A 19,268-nucleotide genomic window follows, 5' to 3' on the forward strand; every position below is an offset into this window, starting at 1 on the left:
TCTGTTGTTTGGATCTGATTTGTTGGATCCTTTCTAGAGTCTAAAACTTTCTCATTAAATCCTATAGGCTTAGCGGTTGCAAAAATTTAGGAAACAGCTTTGAGAAGGCTGGTGAAAAAACATCGTAAAAAGGGAAAAAACTTTCATAAAAAGATTTCGTGTCTGATGTCAAATTTCCATGGAAAGCAGGACATTAATACAGATCAGATGTTTCCAAGTATAGTGGGGGGAAAATATGAGTTGTAATGGATGTCTCCTCAGAAGAATCGAGAAAAATTTATCCTATAAGCAATAAGTTTTTGTGCACTCTTAAGAGAGATTTTTAAGAAAGCCGCCATTGCTCGAGAATAACGCTCTTTGAAAAAGGGGCGCTTTTATTGGATGAAAAAGGAATTCTTTATAAGCAGTTTTGCTTGAGGAATGAGGTCAAGGATGCATTGAGTGCGTAAAGGGAGCTCGTTTTATAAAAATGTAAAAGAGTAAATACGCAAAAGCGTAAAAACGTGTAACTGTAAAAAAGGAGATGGGGTTTTATGCTTTGTGTATGCTTTTATCATGGTATGGAATATGGAGAACTAGGGTGCGCATTTGTGAATGAAACGGTGATCTGTGAAGTCAATAAGGGGTATTTGGTTGGCAAGAGGCTGGATTATAGTTTACAAACTGGTGCGGGATAGAAGATTTATCCAGTGGGGAAATCTGTTTTTTGAAGTGGAATTGTCGACTCGTACTTATAGGAATTTTTGCTCTTTCAGGTGTGGTGATCTGAAATCAGTAAGAAAACCCGCTGGATAAGCTAGCTGGATTGTTAACAGATCAATGTTTACTCAGTGGTGCATGGGGTGCTGATGTGGGCGTTTCGTTTGGTTTTTTTCTGTAAATATAGAAAAGCGTAAAAACGGTGTCCGTAAAATGAAGCAGAGGATTTGGGCTTTATATGGGCTTTTGCTTAATCAGAAATTAACCACAAGATTGCCTTTTGTTTTTTCGCTTCGAGTTCTCTAAAGTTTTTTAAAAGGGCGTATTCTTTTTCGCTATAGGTGTCTTGATCATGGGGGAGAGCATTTTCTTTTGTGACAATATCGGCTTTTATCGCAATATCGGCATAAAAAAAGGTAATGGGAACTTTTAGGATATTGGCAATTTCTTGTAAGCGTCCCGCGCTTACACGATTGAAGCCTTTTTCATATTTTTGGATTTGTTGGAAACTGACACCTAACTGGCTTCCTAATTTCTTTTGAGAAAGCCCCATTGAAATTCGTCTATGACGAATTCTTTTGCCTATCGAAATATCATTGAAATGTGGATTTCTTGTTTGCACTTCAAGCCCCCCTGCCGGTTGCGAGCGCCCTCGCATGAGTATTCCGGGAGGTTGAAAGCACTGAACTCAAATCAGCTTTTTGCTTTTAGTGCGAAGATGCACTTGGACATAGCAAAAACTCCCGGAACTCCGGGATACCCACAAAGTGGGGTAAATTAACGTTTGAGTTTTCGGGCTTCAACTCCCTATTGATCGCTGCGTAGACGACCAAAGCACCTTTTGAGTGATAAAGTAATTTCAAAAGATTGGCAAGAACAATTAAAAGATTTGGAAAATGAGAGCATTTTTTTGTATCTTAAAAATTGTCTCATTATCTTCTTATGCCTTATGCTGTAAAATATTGTCATTTGAGGTAGGGTGAGATGGGGGCATTAGAGGCAAGGATATGCCGTCGACGGATCTTCAAGCATATCAATTTATACGGTGCTTTTTGTGAGAGTGTCTGGATATTTGAGGGTAGGGGTTATCTATCCGTGTCTGGTGAAACAGTATCCTTTGAGGGGTGGTGAGGGGTGTTTTCCAAGTGCAATATACGCGATAAAAGTTGAATTGTTTACAGACTCTTGTTTATTGAGTGGTGGGCTGGTTTGGAAATTTCATTTGGCTACTTTCTGTAAAGATGTAAAAGCGTAAAAACGCGAATCTGTAAAAGTGAAGTGAAGAATTTATGCGTTGTATGCTTTTGTCTTGACATGGAATGGGGTGAGAGGACTGGGGAACGAGTCTGCAAATGAAGTGGAAAGCTAGGATGGAGCATGTGAAAATTGGCGCTGTGGGAGAAGCTTTTTGGTGTGTGTGTGAAGCTTTGTCTTTTGGGTGGGGTCTTTGCTTCGAAGCGGAATTGATCGGTATTTGTAGGAGCTTTCGCTCTTTGTGTTGGAGAGGGATGGGTGTAAGAATATTCAGAAAAGGCTTGCTTGTTGAATCCGTTGTTTGAGGGGTATGGTGTGCTGATCTGTCTAAGTGCTTGGTAGGAGGAAACTGCTACAAGATGTTGGATTCTTGACAACGCAGTGTAAGATGCTGGGGGAAAAATTTCGTTTGGGTGCTTTCTGTAAAGATAGAAGAGCGTAAAAACGTGAATCCGTAAAAGTGAAGTGAAGAATTTATGCGTTGTATGCTTTTGTCTTGGCATGGAATGGGGGGAAAGGACTGGGGAACGAGTCTGCAAATGAAGTCGAAAGCTAGGATGCAGAATGTGAAAATTGGCGCTGTGGGAGAAGCTTTTTGGTGTGTGTGAAGCTTTGTCTTTTGGGTGGGGTATTTGCTTCGAAGCGGAATTGATCGGCATTTGTAGGAGCTTTCGCTCTTTGTGTTGGAGAGGGATGGGTGTAAGAATATTCAGAAAAGGCTTGCTTGTTGAATGTGGTGAAATACCGTTGCTTGAGGGGTATGGTGTGCTGATCTGTCTGAGTGGGGTTGGTAGGAGGAAACTGCTACAAGATGTTGGATTCTTGACAACGCAGTGTAAGATGCTGGGGGAAAAGTTTCATTTGGTTGCTTTCTGTAAAGATGTAAAAGCGTAAAAACGTGAATACGTAAAAGTGAAGTGAAGGATTTATGCGTTGTATGCTTTTGTCTTGGCATGGAATGTGGTCGGAGAACTAGGGGACGCATTTGTGAATGGAGCGGGGAAAGCTGGGATGAAGAGGGGTATAAATCGCGTTGACTGGAGAAAAGTGTGTGAGGGAATATTTTAGGGCAGCGCTTATCTGTCGTGTCTGATAAAATTGCCTTCTTTGAAGTGTCGTGATCTGAAGCTTATATTTTAAGGATGTTGGATATATTGGCGAGGGATGTTGATGGGTGTGCTTTTGTCTAATCAGAAATTAACCACAAAATTGCTTTTTGTTTTTTCGCTTCGAGTTCTCTAAAGTTTTTTAAAAGGGCGTGTTCTTTTTCGCTGTATGTGTCTTGATCGTGGTGTAAGGCATGTTCTTTTGTGGGAATATCTGCTGTTAAAAGGTCCGCATAAAAAAAGTTCATAGGAACTGCTAGTTTTTTAGAAATTTCGAGCAAACACCCCGCGCTTACACGATTTAAACCTTTTTCGTATTTCTGGATTTGTTGGAAACTGACACCTAAATGGCTTCCTAATTCCTTTTGAGAAAGTCCCATTGAAATTCTTCTATGACGGATCTTTTTACCTATTGAAATGTCGTTGAAATGTGAATTTTTAGTTTGCACTTCAAGCTTCCCTCCGGTTTGCGAGCGCCCTCGCATGAGTATTCCGGGAGTTTGAAAGCACTGAGCTCAGTCAGCCTTTTGCTTTTAGTGCTGACAAGCACTTGGACATAGCAAAAGCTCCCGGAATTCCGGGATACCCGCAAAGCGGGATAAATTTATGTACTGAGCGTTCGGGCTTTCAAATCCCTATTTGACCGTTGCGTGGACGATCAAAAACACAGAACTATCAATAAAGTAGTTTCAGGAGATTGGCAAGAAAAATTAAAATGTTTGCTGTACGGTTATACTGTAAAATAGGGATGTTTGGGGGCGGTAATCTGATGTTAGTAGGGGAATTTATTGGGTAAGAGGTTGGATTATAGTTTAAAACCGGTGCGGGGTGGAAGCTTTATTTAGCAGAGGAAAATTTGCTTTTTGAAGTCGAATTGTAGATCAGAGTTTATCTGGCGTGTTTGATGAAACACCATTCTTTGAAGTGTGGGATAGCCATATGAAATAATCAGCAGGGGAATCCGTTAGAGTGAGAAGCTGAGTTGTTGACAAATCCGTGTTTACAAAGCTGCGTGGGGTGGTGATGTGGGCGTTTCGTTTCGTTTTTTTCTGTAAAGATGGAAAAGCGTAAAAACGTGTATCTGTAAAATTATGCGGAGGATTTGGGCTTTATGTGGGTTCTTGTCTTTTAGGGTGTGGTCTCATTTTTTATTGTTGATGGCTTGTTAAATTTTGTTGCTGATTTTCATGTCATTTTTTGTGTTTGAAGTATTGGTTTTTCTTTAGTTGGAAGGAACATGATGATGGTAGATGAACATTGTCTTCCCTTACGTCGAAAAGGGCGGAAAAAAACAACTTTGAATAAAACAACAAAGCGATTTAATGAAGCTCTTTTGACAGCCGCTGAGCAGGCTGGATATCACTATGGTGAGGATGGGCTGGTGTCTTATCTTCAATATCATGCGTTGAATAATCCTGTTCCTTTTTTTTCGCTGCTGGCAAAAGTCTTGCCTCTTCAGGTTACGGGAGAAGCAGGGGGAGATGTTAAAACAGTTTCGCGTATTGAGATTGTGCCAGTGAAGCCCAAAAATACTGAACCGAAGAAGCTTGATCCTTTGGTCACTGAGGCTTGAAGCTACGAGAAAATGTTGGGTTGGGCATATGATGTTTAAGGGATATTGTCTTTGAACGGGAATGCTAGATGTTTGTCTGAAAGCTTATGATTGAAATTGCGGTGAGGGGCTGAGTGCTTTAGGCGTGTGAGCTGTGAAGTTGTTGGGCTTTGGTGGGGGATGCATGAGGACGTGGACTGGAGGAGACTTCGGTGCATATGGTGTTTTTTGGGGGGTACATGGTGTCTGGGGTGGTCTGTGTGAAGCGGGCAAGATGCTTTTATGGCGATGCATGAGGGGCGCGATACCTGAAAGATGTTGGGGAGTGCTTGATGATATTTGTTGTTTTGGACCTCTGGTGAAGGTTTGGTCTTTTCTCGTTATTGAAATGGGGGAGATGTTAAAACAGTTTCGCGTATCGAGATTGTACCAGTGAAGCCCAAAAATACTGAACCGGAGAAGCTTGATCCTTTGGTCACTGAGGTTTGAAGCTACGAGAAAATGTTGGGTTGGGCATATGATGTTTAAGGGATATTGTCTTTGAACGGGAATGCTAGATGTTTGTCTGAAAGCTTATGATTGAAATTGCGGTGAGGGGCTGAGTGCTTTAGGCGTGTGAGCTGTGAAGTTGTTGGGCTTTGGTGGGGGATGCATGAGGACGTGGACTGGAGGAGACTTCGGTGCATATGGTGTTTTTTGGGGGGTACATGGTGTCTGGGGTGGTCTGTGTGAAGCGGGCAAGATGCTTTTATGGCGATGCATGAGGGGCGCGATACCTGAAAGATGTTGGGGAGTGCTTGATGATATTTGTTGTTTTGGACCTCTGGTGAAGGTTTGGTCTTTTCTCGTTATTGAAATGGGGGAGATGTTAAAACAGTTTCGCGTATCGAGATTGTGCCAGTGAATGCAAAAAATAGTGAACCGGAGAAGCATGATACCTCGATAACTGAGGCTTGTGATATTGAAAAATGTTAGGCTGAGGTGGGTGATGTGGGGTGATGTCTTGCAAGGGGGCTGCTTTGGTGATTGCCTATCTTGAGGGGCTTGAAGCGGAGGCTATCGTGCTTGTAGGCGCTCGTGATACTGGGAAGGGGCTTTGGTGAATGATGCCGTAAGGGCCCGTGTGCTTGGAGGGTTTGGTGCAGGGTATTTGTGTGGTGGATATGGAACAGTGTTTTGATGGTGAGGGGCATGAAACTTGAGAGAAGTGTTATGCTTGCGGGATGCATGTGTTTTGGGGGGGTATCTTGGGGGATAAAGTGTGAGGATTGGTGATGCTTGAGAGGCATGATCTTGGAGGATGTTGGGCTTTGGATATGTCTGAGAGCCATGTGCTGAGGCTATGATTTGGTTGGGGGGATACCTTGCTTGTGGTTGGGGGATGACAGGCGCGGTGTTTGAGGGGGGGTGTTGGGGAAATAGGGACCCTTGGGGAGATAATGATCTTTGGGGGGATAAGGACGTTGGGGCGCATAGGTGGGGTCAAGGGGACCTCATGCAAAAAAGTGAAATTTATTGAATATTAGGATGAAGAAAAGATAAAGCGCTGCTTTTGAGAAGGGCGTTTTTCGTTCAATTGCTCTTTTCATTCAATTGCTCTGGGATATTAAACTTGGGATAAGCAAAAGGGTGCAGCGCAATTATTGCTGAAGTATGAAAATTTATAATGATAACTGTTCAGAAAATTTCTCAAAAAATGGAGCAGAAAACGGCTCAAGTAGCTCTTATTCCAAAGCTTATTCCTGTTTTTACTGGAAATGCCGATGTGCGAGCCGCTTGGGGAGGACGCGGTTCTGGAAAAACACGTTCTTTTGCTTTGATGTCGGCCGTGGTGGGATATCGCCATGGAATGGCTGGAGAACGCGGTATTATTCTTTGTGCACGGCAATTTCAAAATTCTCTTAATGAAAGTTCTTTGGAGGAAATTAAACGCGCTATCGAGTCTTATCCTTTTTTACAAGACTATTATGAAATCGGCGATAAATATATTAAGTCAAAAGATGGACGGATCGTCTATGTGTTTGCTGGGCTTGATCGCAATATCGCAAGTATTAAATCAATGGGACGCGTTTTCCTTTGTTGGGTCGATGAAGCCGAGCCCGTGACAGAAACTGCTTGGCAAACACTTATTCCAACTTTGCGCGAAGAAGGAAAAGATTGGAATGCAGAATTATGGGTGACATGGAACCCATGCCATGAAAATGCAGCCGTGGAAAAACGTTTCCGAAGTGTCGATAATCCTCATATCAAAGGGGTGGAAATCAATTGGCGTGATAATCCGCAATTTCCTGAAAAACTCAATCGTGATCGAATGGACGATTTGCAGCAAAGACCAGAGCAGTATAACCATATTTGGGAAGGCGAATATCTCCAAGCTGTGCAAGGCGCTTATTATCAAAAATGTCTGCTCGAAGCTGAAATGGAAGGGCGGATTACCACTGTTCCACGGGATCCTTTGATGCAGGTGAGAATCTTTTGGGATATCGGGGGAACAGGCGCAAAGGCCGATGCTACCGCATTGTGGGTGGCGCAGTTTGTTGGACGGGAAATCCGAGTGCTCGATTATTATGAAGCCCAAGGTCAACCTCTCTCAGAGCATGTGGGGTGGGTCTTTCAAAGGGGATATGAAAAGGCTCTTATGGTCTTGCCTCATGATGGCGCAACAAAAGATCGTGTCTATAATGTGAGTTTTGAAAGTGCGCTTCAACAAGCCGGTTTTCAAACCAAAATAATTCCTAATCAAGGAACAGGCGCTGTGAAAATGCGTATCGAAGCCGTAAGGCGGTTGTTTCCTGCACTATGGTTTAATCGTGAAACAACATCTGCGGGGAGAAAAGCGCTTGCTTGGTATCATGAAAAGCGCGACGAACAGCGCAATATCGGACTAGGGGCTGAACATGATTGGGCTAGCCATGGGGCCGATGCCTTTGGACTGATGTGTGTGGCTTATGAACAACCAAATGCTAGAGTGCGAAAAAAAACTTATCGCTCTTCTCACCATTCTCAAACTTCATGGATGGCTTTTTAATGAATATGTCTACAAATTCTTCTTTTGATCAAATCGAAACGCTTGAAAATCAAGCTCTCTTTAAAAAACTCGTGGGATGGTATCAAGATGATATCACTCATGTCGAAAAATGGCGAAAAAATGCCCAAGAAGATTACGATTTTTATAATGGGCGCCAATGGAATGAGCAAGACTTGGCTGTCTTGCACGAACAAAACAGACCCGTGATGACTTTTAACCGTATTGCACCTTTAATTAATGCTGTGATCGGGGCTGAGCGCAATAATAAAAGGCAAGTGCAATTTATTCCACGACAAGAAGGCGCAGCCTTTGCTAATCAGATTCTAACAGGAGCAGCCGAATGGTTTCGCGATGAAGCCGACGGCGAATACGAAGATTCCGATGCCTTTCAAGATGCAATTATTTGCGGCATGGGCTGGACAGATACACGCCTTGATTATGAACAAGATCCCCAAGGAAAACCAATCATTGCGCGGCTGGATCCTATGAAAATGGTGTGGGATGCAAGTGCTGTTAAGTCTAATCTCATTGATGCTCAACGCTTATGGTATATTGATGAAAAACCTCTTGCCGTAGCGCAGGAAATGTTTCCCAATGTTCATTGGAGCGATCTTCATGCTGATTGGGTGAAACATCAGAGCTTTTTACAGCCAACCAGCAATGGGATGACACAAAATTATCAGGTAGAGGGAGAAGAGGCAAGCTGTTATCAACGTCCTAAAATGGTGACATTGGCAGAATGTCGCTGGTTTGAACGCGAGGTGGTTTATAAAGTCCTTGAGCCTCAAAGTGGAAAATTTATCGATTATTCAGAGCAGGATTTCCAAAATTTAAGTAAAACCTTTCCTCATGTTCAAGCAACAAAGTTGACCAGAAAAATTGTCAAACGGGCATTTTTGGGCAGAAAGCTGCTCGAAGCGCCTGATAAGCCCTTGGTTCCACCCAATCAATTAGGATGGGAGTGTATTACCGGTACTTTTGATAAGTTAAGCCGACAGTTTTACGGACTGGTCAAGCCAACAAAAGATCCGCAACGGTGGGCAAACAAATATTTTAGTCAAGTAATGCATTTGCTCAATAGCCAATCAAAAGGCGGCATTATGGCAGAACGCGATGCTTTTGATGATGATCGACAAGCCGTCGAGAGTTGGGCTAGAGCCGATAGTATTACTTGGTTGAAAAGTGGGGCTGTCTCTGGCGGAAGAATCCAGCCTAAACCCGTGGCGCAATTTCCGCAAGGTTTTTTTCAATTGTTTAATGAAGCAAAGAGTGCTCTCGAACAGGTGACGGGATTGTCTTCTGAATTTATTGGGACGCGAGCTGTCAATCAGCCTGGCATTCTTGAACAACAACGGCGACAATCGTCACTTAATCTTTTGGCTTCCTTTTTTGATGGGTTGCGTCGATATCGGCAACGACAGGGAAAAATTATTCTCTATCTTATTCAAAATTATCTCTCCGATGGGCGGTTGGTGCGTATTGCCGGGGATGAAAATGCCCAATATGTTCCACTGACACGCGAAATGGTGACTAGTTTGGAATATGATATTGTCGTGGATGATGCGCCAACAAGTCTTAATGAAAAAGAGCGTACTTTTGCATTAATCATGCAATTGCTTCCTTTGATGCAAAATTTTGCAACGCCAGAGATTATGCTCGATCTTTTACGCTATTCGCCTTTACCCGCTTCACTCATTCATAAAATCGCGATAAAGGCGCAAAACGCTCTCCAAGAAGAGCAAAATGCCTCAGCGCAGATGGGGGGTAATGTGGGAACAGAGCAGATAATGCAGATGTTGCAGACAGTAAAGGCTCAACAATAGGACGCTTTGTCATGCGCGACTTTTGATAAATTCCATCTACCAGAAATTGCTTATCGATACAATTTCCATAGCGTAATGTCGTCTTCCTTTATCTTCGAAGAGCTGTTTTATGAGACTATCCCTGTTGGGGAAAAATAGGAGAACGAGGGAGTCTTGCTGTTATGTGGGGTGAACTTGGTGGGGCATGGTGGGCGCAAAATGGGCTTATCGATTTCTATAGTGCATGGGCTTCCTTTTCCCAAAAGAACTGTTTTATAGGGCTGGATTGTTGGGAAAAGCAGGGTGGAGAGGGAGTCTTTCCGTTATATGGGGTGAACTTGGTGGGGCATGGTGGGCGCAAAATGGGCTTATCGATTTCCATAGTGCATGGGCTCCCTTTTCTCAAAAGAACTGTTTTATAGGGCTGGATTGTTGGGAAAAGCAAGGTGGAGAGGGGGAGTTTTGCCGTTATGTGGGGTGGAGAGCTTTGGGGAAATGCTGGAGCTCAAATGATGGGAGAGCATTGAGGGAATAAATGCTCACAGGCTGTTTTATCTGAAAAATTTGATTTTATTGTTTAAAAAAAGAAAAGGCTAATGTCATGGATCAAGAACACTTAACGCCGGCAGAACAAAACCAATTGAAACAAGATTTTCTGGTCTCAACACAAGAGGGAGAAGATGGTGAAATTGCAAGAGAAGAAAAAACTCTTGAAGATAATTTCCAAGGGCAAGTGCATCAACAACAGTACTCTTCGCAAAAGGCTGGAAAAGAGGTTCAAGGGGGAGAAGATGTTCCACCAGATCCACAAAAAGACTTCATGGGCTATATGCAATGGTTGGGAAAAACACTCCAAAAACAAGGGCTTTTACATGAAAAACCCCAAGATAAACCGACTGTTTGTGAAGCAGAACAGTTGCACGCATTCTATCAACAGTCTGTTGCCAGTGTTAAACAAAAACATCATGATTTTGATCAAGCGGCCGATTTTATTTATGAAACGCGGGCTAAACAGTTGGCTGCTTGTGCTTCGCTCTATCCTGAGATGGCAGATCCCCAAAATATTGATGCGATAATTGGTGATGAGTTGAAGCAGATCTTGCGCGATTGTGCGCAAAAAAATCAAAACCCCGCTGAAGTGATTTACGCGATTGCACAAAAAATTGGCTACACAAATGTTCCCAATAACATGGATGAAAATTTACAGGAAAGACACAATTCTGCGCGTACTCTTGCTGCTTATAACGGTTTAACGCCAAATGGGCCAATTTCTTTGGATATGCTTGATAAAATGTCAGAAGCAGAGTTTAGCGCTTGGGTTGCTGATCCTAAAAATAAAGCTGCTTTTAATCGTTTAATGGGGGGAAGAGAATTTTAAAAACAAGAATGTGGCAGGTGTTTTTTGCGGGAACGTGGAGCGGCTTTTGGGGCGTGAAGGTGGCAGGCGTTTTTTGAGGGAACAGGGGCGGGGGAGTGGGGATTTCTCAAAGCACGGATGTGGTGAGGAGAGCTCTTATAAGGAGGAGGCAGACGCTAACAGAAATTAGATAAAACTCACGAACAACCTATTCACCATCTGAAATGAAATGTGGTGTTTTGAGCGCCCGGCGCTTTGCCGGGTTTTTTTTATGTCAAGAAAACTTTTAGAGGATAAAATGACCGTAACTTATATCGGACTTAATGACCCAATGGCAGTGCGCACATGGTCTAAATTACTAAACCAAGAAGTCTCAAAAGCAATTCCAATTGCACCGTTGATTGGAAATGATTCAAACAGTATCGTACAGTTAAAGGATGAAACCACGAAAGCAAGTGGGGATGCCATTAGCTTTAATTTGCGTGTGCAGTTGCTAGGCGATGGGGTAAGCGAAGGGCAGACATTGGAAGGCAATGAAGAAGCTTTACAGTTTCTCAATGATCGCTTGGCAATTAATGAACTCGTTCATGCTGTGCGTGTCAAAAATGAGGGCACTATTGATCAGCAACGAATTCTCCATGATTTGCGCACCGAGGCAAAAAATGGTTTGGTTGATTGGTATGCAGATCGTCTGAGTATGATGTTCTTCATTCAAGTGTGTGGTTATACCGCAAAAACAATTAACTTTGAAGGACGCACGATTACCCTTAAACCTGTCCATTATGGGTTTAATGCGCCAACGGCACCAACCAATAAACGCGTGGTACGTCCTAACGATAAAGCAAAAGATGAGGACTTAAAAGAAGGCGATGTTTTTGATCTTAAGCTCATTGATAAAGCTGTCGAACGGGCTAAATTGGCAAATCCTAAAATTAGACCTGTGCGGATTGATGGCGAAAATGTCTATGTGCTGTATCTGCACCCAACCCAAGTGACGCAATTGCGAACCAATACAGATGCAGGGCAATGGCTCGACATTACTAAGGCAATCTATAGTGGAAGTCGTATCAAAAATCCGCTCTATGATGGGTCTTTGGGCATGTATAATGGTGTGGTTTTACGCGAAGCTGAACATATTACCGAAGGGGTCGAATCTGGGACCACTAACAAAGCTGTGCCAAATGTGCGGCGGGCTGTTCTGCTTGGTGCGCAGAGTGCTGTGATTGCTTTTGGTAAAGATCGAGGAGCAACACGCTATAAATTGGTGGAAGAACTCTTCGACTATGAAAGAGAATTCGGGGTCGCGGCAAAAACCATTATTGGTATGAAAAAAACTTGCTTTACCTTGCCAGGAAGTACGCAAGGGGCTCAGGATTTTGGCACTATCGTCATCCCAACTTATGGAGCGCCCGCTTAAAGCGAATGTTTGCTCTCTTCCCCCAACAAGAGGGATCTGTTGGGGGAAAAATTTAAAATGCTTCCAGAAACAAGGACAGGCTTATGACCACTTTATCCACTGATCCCCAAAATCTAAACCTTACACATTCAGACCATTCTAAAACTTTTGCTTATATGGTCGCGCTTATTCAAGATGAAATTGACGATACAACAGCGGAATATTCCCTGCAAATTCAAGATTCAATTTTTACGGCTTTGCGTTTGTGTGAACGCGAACCCTTTTTCTTTAATGAAAAAAGAGAAAGGACGTTTAAAACACAAAGTGGTAAAACATGGTATGGGCAAGAAGAGGGGGTTTTTATTGAATCAGAAAAGAGTTTGGAGAGCGTCTTTTTAGTAACAAAGGAGGCAACACCAACAAAATTGTTCTTTAAGCCCTTGGAAGTGTTGCATCAACAATATGGCATGCATCCTGCGTTGGGAACGCCATTCTTTTATACCTACCTTGATCAAAAAATAGGTCTCTTTCCAACACCAGAACATGTGGAAACTGTAAAGCTTTCTTATTCTCCTGTTCATTTTGCCGATGAACAGCTGAAAGAGGATGATAATCCTTGGTTGCTTTATGCTTTTGATCTTATTAAAGCACGGGCAAAATATGAACTTTATAAAAATATTCTTAAAGATCCTGAATATGCCGCCGTTTCTTTCAGAGATTTTCAAGAACAGCTTCAAGCTTTGCGTATTGAAACATCGCGTCGAAAAGGTTCTTCAAAAATTCGTCCAATGGGTTTTTAAAAGGCTTTTTTCGAAATCGTTTATGGCGGGTGTTGAAGGTTGGTTTGTCCCTTATGGTTGGATGCGCGTTGGGTGTTGATGGTGAAGCGCTGGTGGATGGCGTTGGGCTCCACCATTCTTTATGGTCACATTTTGCTCGATGAAATAAACAACTTGAGGTTGTTTATTTTTTTGCATTTTATGCCTTTAGAGTTTTAAGGACTTTTATTAATAAGCTTTGGTGTTTTGAATGGCACTGGGCTTTTCAAAGGTTTTATGGGGTGTTTAATGGTTTTTTCCCCGTCATTGTGGGTGATTGCGGGCAGTTGATTTTGGTTTGGCGCTGGTGGATGGCGTTGGGGTGGCCATTATTTATGGTATCGTTTTTTTGATGCGTTAAACAACCTAAGGTTGTTTATTTTCTTAAATTTTATGCCTTTAGAGTTTTGTTCTAAGGGCTTTTATAGTTTTTATCAATAAGCCTTGGTGTCTTGAATGGCACTGGGCTCTTCAGAGATTTTATGGGGGTCTTGATGGCTTTTTTCCCAATCGCTGATTATCGACCCGATGTGGCAGATATCAATGGAATTTTTACCGATGAACTTGTTAATGTGCTTCCAGCTGATGGCTCCTATATCCCTATGCCAAGTTTTGAACCTTTATCAGAGCCTTGTCCGGAGCCAATTTTAGGTGCTCTTGCGGTTAAAACAAAAAATGGGGTTTCTATTATTGCTGGGACAAGAGAAAAAATCTACTTGCTTGATAATACAACAATGAAGTGGAGGGATATTAGCCAAAAAGGAAAATCTTATCTTGCTAATATCGATGCTCCGTGGTCTTTTGCTTTGTTTGGTGATTTGATCATTGCTGTTAATGCCAATGATAGACCACAAGTGATCGATATTAACCATGATAAAACATTTAGAAATTTAGGAGGTAATCCGCCACAAGCGGGGATTGTTCGTGTCTGGGGAGATTTCGTTTGTTTGATGAAATTAACCGAAAATCCAAGACGGGTTCATTGGTCTGGATTGAATGATGCAGAATTTTGGACCGTGGGGAAAAAAAGTTGTGATTATCAAGATTTTCCTGATGGCGGATTCGTCCAAGGGGCAACCGAGACAACAAATCCAATTATCTTTATGCGTTCTGCAATCTATGCCGGTTCTTTTATCCCTGGATCAAAGATTATTTTTAGTTTCCAAAAAATCCACGATAAACGAGGCGCTAAAAATGCTGAATCAATCGTTTGTCGGGGCGATTTAGCATTCTTTGCCGATGAGGGCGGTTTTTATCAAATAACAAATGAGGGACAGATTATCCCTATTGGGTTCGAAAAAGTGGATCGAACGATGACCGCAAAATCAAGGAAGGATAATCTGTACACCCTGTCTGCTGCTATCGATGGAGTGTATAATCGTGTTTATTGGATGGTTGATTCTGATGAGAATCTTCATAAACGTATCTTGCTTATTTATGATTGGGGATTGCAAAAATGGACAAAAGCTCTCGTGGATATCAAAATGATATTGCCTATTTTCTTAGCCGGAACAACCCTAGAAGGTCTTGATTTTGTGACTAAGAATATTGACGATTTGTCCTTTTCTCTTGATAGTAAAGTGTGGAGAAATGAATCACCTATGCTGGGGGCATTTGATCAACAGGGCAGACTGGGGTCGTTTTCTGGGTGTCCTATGGCTTGTGTCGTGACATCACAAGAAATGGGACAGACAAATGGCATGATAACACGCGTGAAAAATATTATGCCTCAAGTCAATAGTGGAAAGTTTTATTTGTCTGTGGGAATGCGCTTTCGACAATCTCTTGAAGAGGAAACTGTTTGGTTGCCAGAAAAACAGCCCTCTTATAATACTGGACAAATTCATTGTCGCGCAAGGGCACGGTTTTATCGCTTTAAATTGCGTATTCCTGAAGGGGTGAATTGGACTCATGTCACCGGATTTGATGTGGAATTGACGTCTGCCGGCATGCGATAGGCATGCCCTTTTATAATACCATGCGGTAGGCTCAAAGCCTCTATTATTAAAGAACAAATGCCCCATAGGCTCTCCTTAAGCCTTTATAAACAAAGGCACAATGCGATAAGCTGTGTCTTTATAGTATGAAGAGCAATGTGGTGCGTTATGTTTCATGCTTTTCTGCGATAAAGGAAAAATAGGCTGCACCATGGTTTATTTTTATAAAGAAGAAAGTTCCCTCTTTGTTGTGACAAAGGAATGTTGGGGCTTTTTTTCTTTTGTTGTGCGGGGGGCATGGAATGCGTGAAATGCGTAGGGGGATGTTATTTGAGGGGAGATGAGTGACAAAGCTAAAATTATGATGCTTGAGAGTCAAGATTTATATTCTGCTCATCTGACAGAGCAGTGGCCATGGGAAAAAATAGCTCCCTATCAAGAGGCACTCAATGCTGCATTGAAAAAATATGCGCAGCGCTTTCCGGATGATGTTTGTCTGGAAAAAATCGCTGAAGAAATCGCTACAGGACAAGCACAATTGTGGCTGGTCTTAAAAAATAAAATCCAATTTAGTGCTTTTGCAATTACCAAAGTTGAAATAACCCATACGGGAAAAAAATGCGTCGTTCTCTCAGATCTTGCTGGAGAGGGAGGGCTGAAATTGGTCAAGTTGATTGATGAAGTCGAAAAATGGGCGCGAACAATCAATGCGGACGAAATGCACATGTTTGGAAGAACTGGATGGGCGAAAAAGCTCGCTCATCACGGATATTCTCGTAATCTTATTCAATATAGAAAGGTTCTGGGTTCATGAGTAGAAAAAAAACACCTCAAGTACAGACAACAACACAAACAAATGCACCACCCGCTTGGGCCGCTGATATTCTTAAACAAGCCAGTGCTAACGCGCTTGGACTTTATAATAAAGGAATTGGCGGAAACGTTTATCAGGGAGAGAGAGTTGCCGGTCTTAGCGATATGACAAAAAATGCGCTAACTGGTTTACAACAAGCAGCTGGGCTCTATAATAATCCAACGGTAACGCAATGGTTGAATGCACCAACCAACAGCGCTACAAATCTTTCCGGTATGGCTAAGGGAAGCTGGATTGGAAGCAATAGTAAATTTAATACTGCATTGCAAAATGCTCTGAATAAAACTTCTGATGCGATTAATCAATCTATGTCTGGGGCAGGACGTTATGGTTCTGGCGCCCATACCGGTGTGCTGGCCGATGAGTTAGGCGCTTTGGCAACAAATGCTGCGGTACAGCAATATAATCAAGATATTAATAATATGATGAACGCGAACCAGATGATTGATCGCTCTCAGCAGGATCAGGTTAATGCAGCAAATAGCTATTATCAAGGACAGAGTAATGCGCAAAGCAATGCTTTGAAAGGAGGAATGATTCAAGATATGAATCGTCAAAATGTCTTAGATGCGGAGCGCCAAAAATGGTCAGAAAAAGATAATCAAGATTGGAACCGCTTAGAACGCTTGTTACAGGTAGGAACACAGGCCGCTGGAAATTACGGAACAACTTCAGGAAAATCTACAACAATACCTTCTGTGACAAAAGATCCGTTGCGTGATGCGCAGCAAGTGCTTGGATTGGTCGGAGGAATTTTAGGGCTTTGTGACGTGAGAGCAAAAGAAAATATTATCCCTGTGGGGCAGAAAAATGGATATCCACTTTATACCTTTAATTATAAAGGAAATCCACAACGTTATCAGGGCGTTATGGCGCAAGATGTGTTGCGTGTGAAGCCTGAAGCTGTTTATGTCAATGCAAAAACAAAGTTATTGCATGTTGATTATGACAAAATAGGTTTGAAAATGGAAAAAGTGAAAATGGAAAAAATACCGGCATCTAAAAATAAAGTTGCGGCTTTCTTTTCTTCATTTTTTGCTCGTTTTCCCTTTTTGAAAAAAGAGTATCTTCTATGAGTTCAATTTATGATTGGTCAATTGTTGCATCAGAAAATGCTTATGCCGATGAAAGTATAAACTGGGCAGAAGGGCAACCGCCAAGCACAGTCAATGATAGTGCTCGCGCTATGATGCAACGCATCAAAGAATATTTGTTGGATAATGGGGGCGGGATTGAAACACAGTTTACTGTCGATGTGGAAAACGAGAGAACGTCACTTCGTTTGGCAACAAAGTCTTTTTTTGAGACTTATATGGATGGCATTGTTGTGCGCTTTAAAGCACAAGGCGTCAATAGAGGAATAACAAATATTTCTTTGAATCAATTACTTCCACGACCAACTTATATGGCAACGCCAGAGGGTATCATGCCTTTAAAGGGCGGAGAAATTCAAAAGGGGGGGCTTTATGAAGTCGTCTATACGCGTGATATTGCCGGAAAAAATGCTGATGGCTGGTTTTTAACCAATCCTACTATAAAACTTCCTGAAATCCCTCCCTTTCCTCCTTTGCCTGAAACTTTTTCTTCTGGATTTATTGGGACTTTTGCTACAGAAAAAATACCCTCTGGATGGTTACTGTGTGATGGTAAAGAATATTCGCGAAGGAACTATGCCAATCTTTTTGCTGTTTTGGGAGAAACATGGGGAAAAGGAGATGGGAGAACAACATTCAATGTTCCCGATTTGCGTGGAATGTTTTTACGGGGGCTCGATAGTGGAAAAGAAATTGATAAAGGACGTCGCTTGGGAAGTCGACAAGAAGAGTCTTTTAAATCTCATACCCATGAAGGAAAAACAGATTCAACAGGTAACCACCAGCATAGTTATCCAATGATTGACGAGGTAGTTTGGGATATGAATCACGGTGAATATTATAGGCATCTGGCTCAAGTCTACAATAAAGATCGGTTAACGAAGGCTGCGGGAGAGCATGAACATAAGGTCTTGTTGCAAAAAACAGGGGGAGATGAAACACGCCCCGTCAATATGGCGGTGGTTTATGCTGTCAAAGCCTGAGAATGAAAGCTGTATGACAGAAGGATAAAAATGCTTGCAAAATGTCTGTTATGAGAAAAAAATCTTATTGAATATAAAGTCTTATAGAATATATTGTGCAGAAAGTTTTGAGGCGCTTTAGAAAAAAACTCAACTCTCTTTATTTTTTTATTTTTTGTGCTGCCTTTGTTGGATGTCTAAAGGTAAGTTTGCCTATTGTGCTTTAGAGGATCAAGACAGTGATTATTGAAGGTAGGGGGAGAACAAAAAAATTTTCTTTATTCATGGCGTTTTTTGCTGAAGAATCAATATTTTATCCAAAATACCTCTTTCTTGTGGTGTCGTGATCCATTATTTCAAGTGCTGGGTTTAAACCGCTGCTGTGCGATGACAAAAAGCCCCTAGATAATTTTATCCTATTATAGCGTAAAATACCGTCATTAAAACACTATTATTGAAGCTGGTGATATCAGTAAGATAGCTTAAAGTATTTAATACATTAGCAACTGTTCTGGGGAGGATTTGCTTGGTTAAGTATTATGCAAGTGAATCATATAAATAATGAGCAGATATGGAGCCCCTTCAGAGGAGTTGGATTGTTTACAAACCGATGTGGGGCTAAAACCTTTGTCCTTTGAGGGTGGTGGGAAGAGGTCAACGGATATGTTTATTTAAAGCGAGAAAAGGCAAAATGGAGCACTCCCTTTTTTGGCAAAGCGTGTAGCAAAAAAGCGCTCTTTGCTTTCAAAATGGGTGCACTGTTGGCTAGAAGCAGCAGGTTGGTGATGCGTTGTAACGTATGGTGAGGCATTGAACTCTCTGAGATGGCATTTTGTGCTTATCAGGAAACTTCTTGAAACAGGATGAGAGTGATACGAGAAAATCTGTAAGACAATAGTTTGTTCCGTTGTGTTGTAAAATACCATTGTTTGAGATGTGGTTAAAATTTTATGCATAGGGTGTTTTTCGTCTGTGAGTATTCCTAAAGCAGTGTTTTTTTGTAGAGTAACTCTAAATAGGGATACATTACAAAGAGGCATTTGAAGGGGGAAGCCAAGTTAAATCTGTTAGATACGAAGCCAGATTGTTGACAAACCATTGTTTATTGATTGGCATTATTTAAAGACCGGTGTGGGCTTTGTCCTTTTGGGAAAGGTTGATACAGCATGCAAGGTGGTCAAACATTTTTCTTTGGTTATCAGGTGATAAAGTCAACATTTTAGGTGGAAAACAGAGTATAATCTAAAAAAATACTTTGTAAAAATTTTCGATGAGGAAATTTTTTTCAAAAGCCTTTTACATGGTTGTCTGAGGTTGTCTGAGGTTGTCTGAGGTTGTCTGAGGTTGTCTGAGGTTGTCTGAGGTTGTCTGAGGTTGTCTGAGGTTGTC

The 19,268-nt window shown here is 41.9% G+C and carries 18 protein-coding genes; 15 read left to right on the forward strand and 3 right to left on the reverse strand.

Going from position 1 to position 19,268, the window contains the following annotated elements:
• Positions 1-533 precede the first annotated feature (533 nt).
• Positions 534-677 (forward strand): hypothetical protein, encoded by a 144-nt coding sequence (locus ACFINC_RS02560; protein WP_375615951.1) that lies wholly within the window; start codon positions 534-536, stop codon positions 675-677.
• 272 nt (positions 678-949) lie between these two features.
• Here the strand turns inward: ACFINC_RS02560 and ACFINC_RS02565 are convergent, their stop codons facing one another.
• The gene (locus tag ACFINC_RS02565) at positions 950-1,321 is read right to left on the reverse strand and encodes a helix-turn-helix domain-containing protein (RefSeq protein ID WP_375615991.1); all 372 of its coding nucleotides are present in this window, start codon (positions 1,319-1,321) and stop codon (positions 950-952) included.
• 748 nt (positions 1,322-2,069) lie between these two features.
• On the opposite strand from ACFINC_RS02565, the gene ACFINC_RS02570 reads away from it, so the two are divergent.
• From ACFINC_RS02570 to ACFINC_RS02580, 3 genes are all read left to right on the forward strand, one after another.
• Positions 2,070-2,258, forward strand: coding sequence for a hypothetical protein (locus ACFINC_RS02570; RefSeq protein ID WP_375615952.1), 189 nt, complete (start codon positions 2,070-2,072; stop codon positions 2,256-2,258).
• Positions 2,259-2,429: 171 nt separating this feature from the next.
• Complete coding sequence (locus ACFINC_RS02575; RefSeq protein ID WP_375615953.1) at positions 2,430-2,561, forward strand: hypothetical protein; 132 nt, start codon at positions 2,430-2,432, stop codon at positions 2,559-2,561.
• Positions 2,554-2,847 (forward strand): hypothetical protein, encoded by a 294-nt coding sequence (locus tag ACFINC_RS02580; protein ID WP_375615954.1) that lies wholly within the window; start codon positions 2,554-2,556, stop codon positions 2,845-2,847. The genes ACFINC_RS02575 and ACFINC_RS02580 overlap by 8 nt, the downstream gene beginning before the upstream one ends.
• Positions 2,848-3,139: 292 nt before the next feature.
• Here ACFINC_RS02580 and ACFINC_RS02585 read toward each other — a convergent pair whose 3' ends face one another.
• Positions 3,140-3,508, reverse strand: coding sequence for a helix-turn-helix domain-containing protein (locus ACFINC_RS02585; RefSeq protein WP_375615955.1), 369 nt, complete (start codon positions 3,506-3,508; stop codon positions 3,140-3,142).
• Positions 3,509-4,302: 794 nt separating this feature from the next.
• Between ACFINC_RS02585 and ACFINC_RS02590 the strand changes: the two genes are divergently transcribed.
• From ACFINC_RS02590 to ACFINC_RS02620, 7 genes are all read left to right on the forward strand, one after another.
• On the forward strand, positions 4,303-4,632 hold the full coding sequence (locus ACFINC_RS02590) for a hypothetical protein (RefSeq protein WP_375611698.1): 330 nt from the start codon (positions 4,303-4,305) through the stop codon (positions 4,630-4,632).
• Between the two features lie 1,645 nt (positions 4,633-6,277).
• A complete protein-coding gene (locus tag ACFINC_RS02595) occupies positions 6,278-7,639 on the forward strand; it encodes a PBSX family phage terminase large subunit (protein ID WP_375615956.1) in 1,362 nt (453 codons plus the stop codon).
• The gene (locus ACFINC_RS02600; RefSeq protein ID WP_375615957.1) at positions 7,639-9,462 is read left to right on the forward strand and encodes a portal protein; all 1,824 of its coding nucleotides are present in this window, start codon (positions 7,639-7,641) and stop codon (positions 9,460-9,462) included. The genes ACFINC_RS02595 and ACFINC_RS02600 overlap by 1 nt, the downstream gene beginning before the upstream one ends.
• Positions 9,463-9,623: 161 nt before the next feature.
• Positions 9,624-9,863: a hypothetical protein gene (locus ACFINC_RS02605; RefSeq protein WP_375615958.1), complete on the forward strand. Its 240-nt coding sequence runs from the start codon at positions 9,624-9,626 to the stop codon at positions 9,861-9,863.
• 179 nt (positions 9,864-10,042) lie between these two features.
• A complete protein-coding gene (locus ACFINC_RS02610; protein ID WP_375615959.1) occupies positions 10,043-10,819 on the forward strand; it encodes a hypothetical protein in 777 nt (258 codons plus the stop codon).
• Positions 10,820-11,096: 277 nt separating this feature from the next.
• Positions 11,097-12,215, forward strand: coding sequence for a N4-gp56 family major capsid protein (locus ACFINC_RS02615; RefSeq protein WP_375615992.1), 1,119 nt, complete (start codon positions 11,097-11,099; stop codon positions 12,213-12,215).
• 83 nt (positions 12,216-12,298) lie between these two features.
• A complete protein-coding gene (locus ACFINC_RS02620) occupies positions 12,299-12,994 on the forward strand; it encodes a hypothetical protein (protein WP_375615960.1) in 696 nt (231 codons plus the stop codon).
• Between the two features lie 51 nt (positions 12,995-13,045).
• Here ACFINC_RS02620 and ACFINC_RS02625 read toward each other — a convergent pair whose 3' ends face one another.
• Positions 13,046-13,171, reverse strand: a complete 126-nt coding sequence (locus ACFINC_RS02625; RefSeq protein ID WP_375615961.1) for a hypothetical protein — start codon at positions 13,169-13,171, stop codon at positions 13,046-13,048.
• Positions 13,172-13,506: 335 nt separating this feature from the next.
• On the opposite strand from ACFINC_RS02625, the gene ACFINC_RS02630 reads away from it, so the two are divergent.
• The 4 genes from ACFINC_RS02630 to ACFINC_RS02645 all read left to right on the forward strand — a co-directional run bounded on the left by ACFINC_RS02630 (position 13,507) and on the right by ACFINC_RS02645 (position 17,900).
• Positions 13,507-14,970, forward strand: coding sequence for a hypothetical protein (locus tag ACFINC_RS02630; protein ID WP_375615962.1), 1,464 nt, complete (start codon positions 13,507-13,509; stop codon positions 14,968-14,970).
• A 319-nt stretch (positions 14,971-15,289) separates the two neighbouring features.
• Positions 15,290-15,763 carry a hypothetical protein gene (locus ACFINC_RS02635; protein WP_375615963.1) on the forward strand — a complete coding sequence of 158 codons (474 nt, stop codon included), beginning with the start codon at positions 15,290-15,292 and terminating at the stop codon, positions 15,761-15,763.
• Complete coding sequence (locus ACFINC_RS02640; protein ID WP_375615964.1) at positions 15,760-16,899, forward strand: tail fiber domain-containing protein; 1,140 nt, start codon at positions 15,760-15,762, stop codon at positions 16,897-16,899. Before ACFINC_RS02635 ends, ACFINC_RS02640 begins: the two co-directional genes overlap by 4 nt.
• Positions 16,896-17,900, forward strand: coding sequence for a phage tail protein (locus tag ACFINC_RS02645; RefSeq protein WP_375615965.1), 1,005 nt, complete (start codon positions 16,896-16,898; stop codon positions 17,898-17,900). Before ACFINC_RS02640 ends, ACFINC_RS02645 begins: the two co-directional genes overlap by 4 nt.
• Positions 17,901-19,268: the final 1,368 nt, after the last annotated feature.

It is taken from the genome of Bartonella sp. AP58NXGY (genome assembly GCF_042195785.1).
GTDB lineage: Bacteria > Pseudomonadota > Alphaproteobacteria > Rhizobiales > Rhizobiaceae > Bartonella.

Bases quoted from the DNA above. Each gene is read 5' to 3' on its own strand.
- ACFINC_RS02560 (WP_375615951.1), top strand. From the start codon at position 534: ATGCTTTGTGTATGCTTTTATCATGGTATGGAATATGGAGAACTAGGG.
- ACFINC_RS02570 (WP_375615952.1), top strand. From the start codon at position 2,070: ATGGAGCATGTGAAAATTGGCGCTGTGGGAGAAGCTTTTTGGTGTGTG.
- ACFINC_RS02575 (WP_375615953.1), top strand. From the start codon at position 2,430: ATGCGTTGTATGCTTTTGTCTTGGCATGGAATGGGGGGAAAGGACTGG.
- ACFINC_RS02590 (WP_375611698.1), top strand. From the start codon at position 4,303: ATGGTAGATGAACATTGTCTTCCCTTACGTCGAAAAGGGCGGAAAAAA.
- ACFINC_RS02595 (WP_375615956.1), top strand. From the start codon at position 6,278: ATGATAACTGTTCAGAAAATTTCTCAAAAAATGGAGCAGAAAACGGCT.
- ACFINC_RS02600 (WP_375615957.1), top strand. From the start codon at position 7,639: ATGAATATGTCTACAAATTCTTCTTTTGATCAAATCGAAACGCTTGAA.
- ACFINC_RS02605 (WP_375615958.1), top strand. From the start codon at position 9,624: ATGTGGGGTGAACTTGGTGGGGCATGGTGGGCGCAAAATGGGCTTATC.
- ACFINC_RS02610 (WP_375615959.1), top strand. From the start codon at position 10,043: ATGGATCAAGAACACTTAACGCCGGCAGAACAAAACCAATTGAAACAA.
- ACFINC_RS02615 (WP_375615992.1), top strand. From the start codon at position 11,097: ATGACCGTAACTTATATCGGACTTAATGACCCAATGGCAGTGCGCACA.
- ACFINC_RS02620 (WP_375615960.1), top strand. From the start codon at position 12,299: ATGACCACTTTATCCACTGATCCCCAAAATCTAAACCTTACACATTCA.
- ACFINC_RS02625 (WP_375615961.1), bottom strand. From the start codon at position 13,171: ATGCAAAAAAATAAACAACCTCAAGTTGTTTATTTCATCGAGCAAAAT.
- ACFINC_RS02630 (WP_375615962.1), top strand. From the start codon at position 13,507: ATGGCTTTTTTCCCAATCGCTGATTATCGACCCGATGTGGCAGATATC.
- ACFINC_RS02635 (WP_375615963.1), top strand. From the start codon at position 15,290: ATGAGTGACAAAGCTAAAATTATGATGCTTGAGAGTCAAGATTTATAT.
- ACFINC_RS02640 (WP_375615964.1), top strand. From the start codon at position 15,760: ATGAGTAGAAAAAAAACACCTCAAGTACAGACAACAACACAAACAAAT.
- ACFINC_RS02645 (WP_375615965.1), top strand. From the start codon at position 16,896: ATGAGTTCAATTTATGATTGGTCAATTGTTGCATCAGAAAATGCTTAT.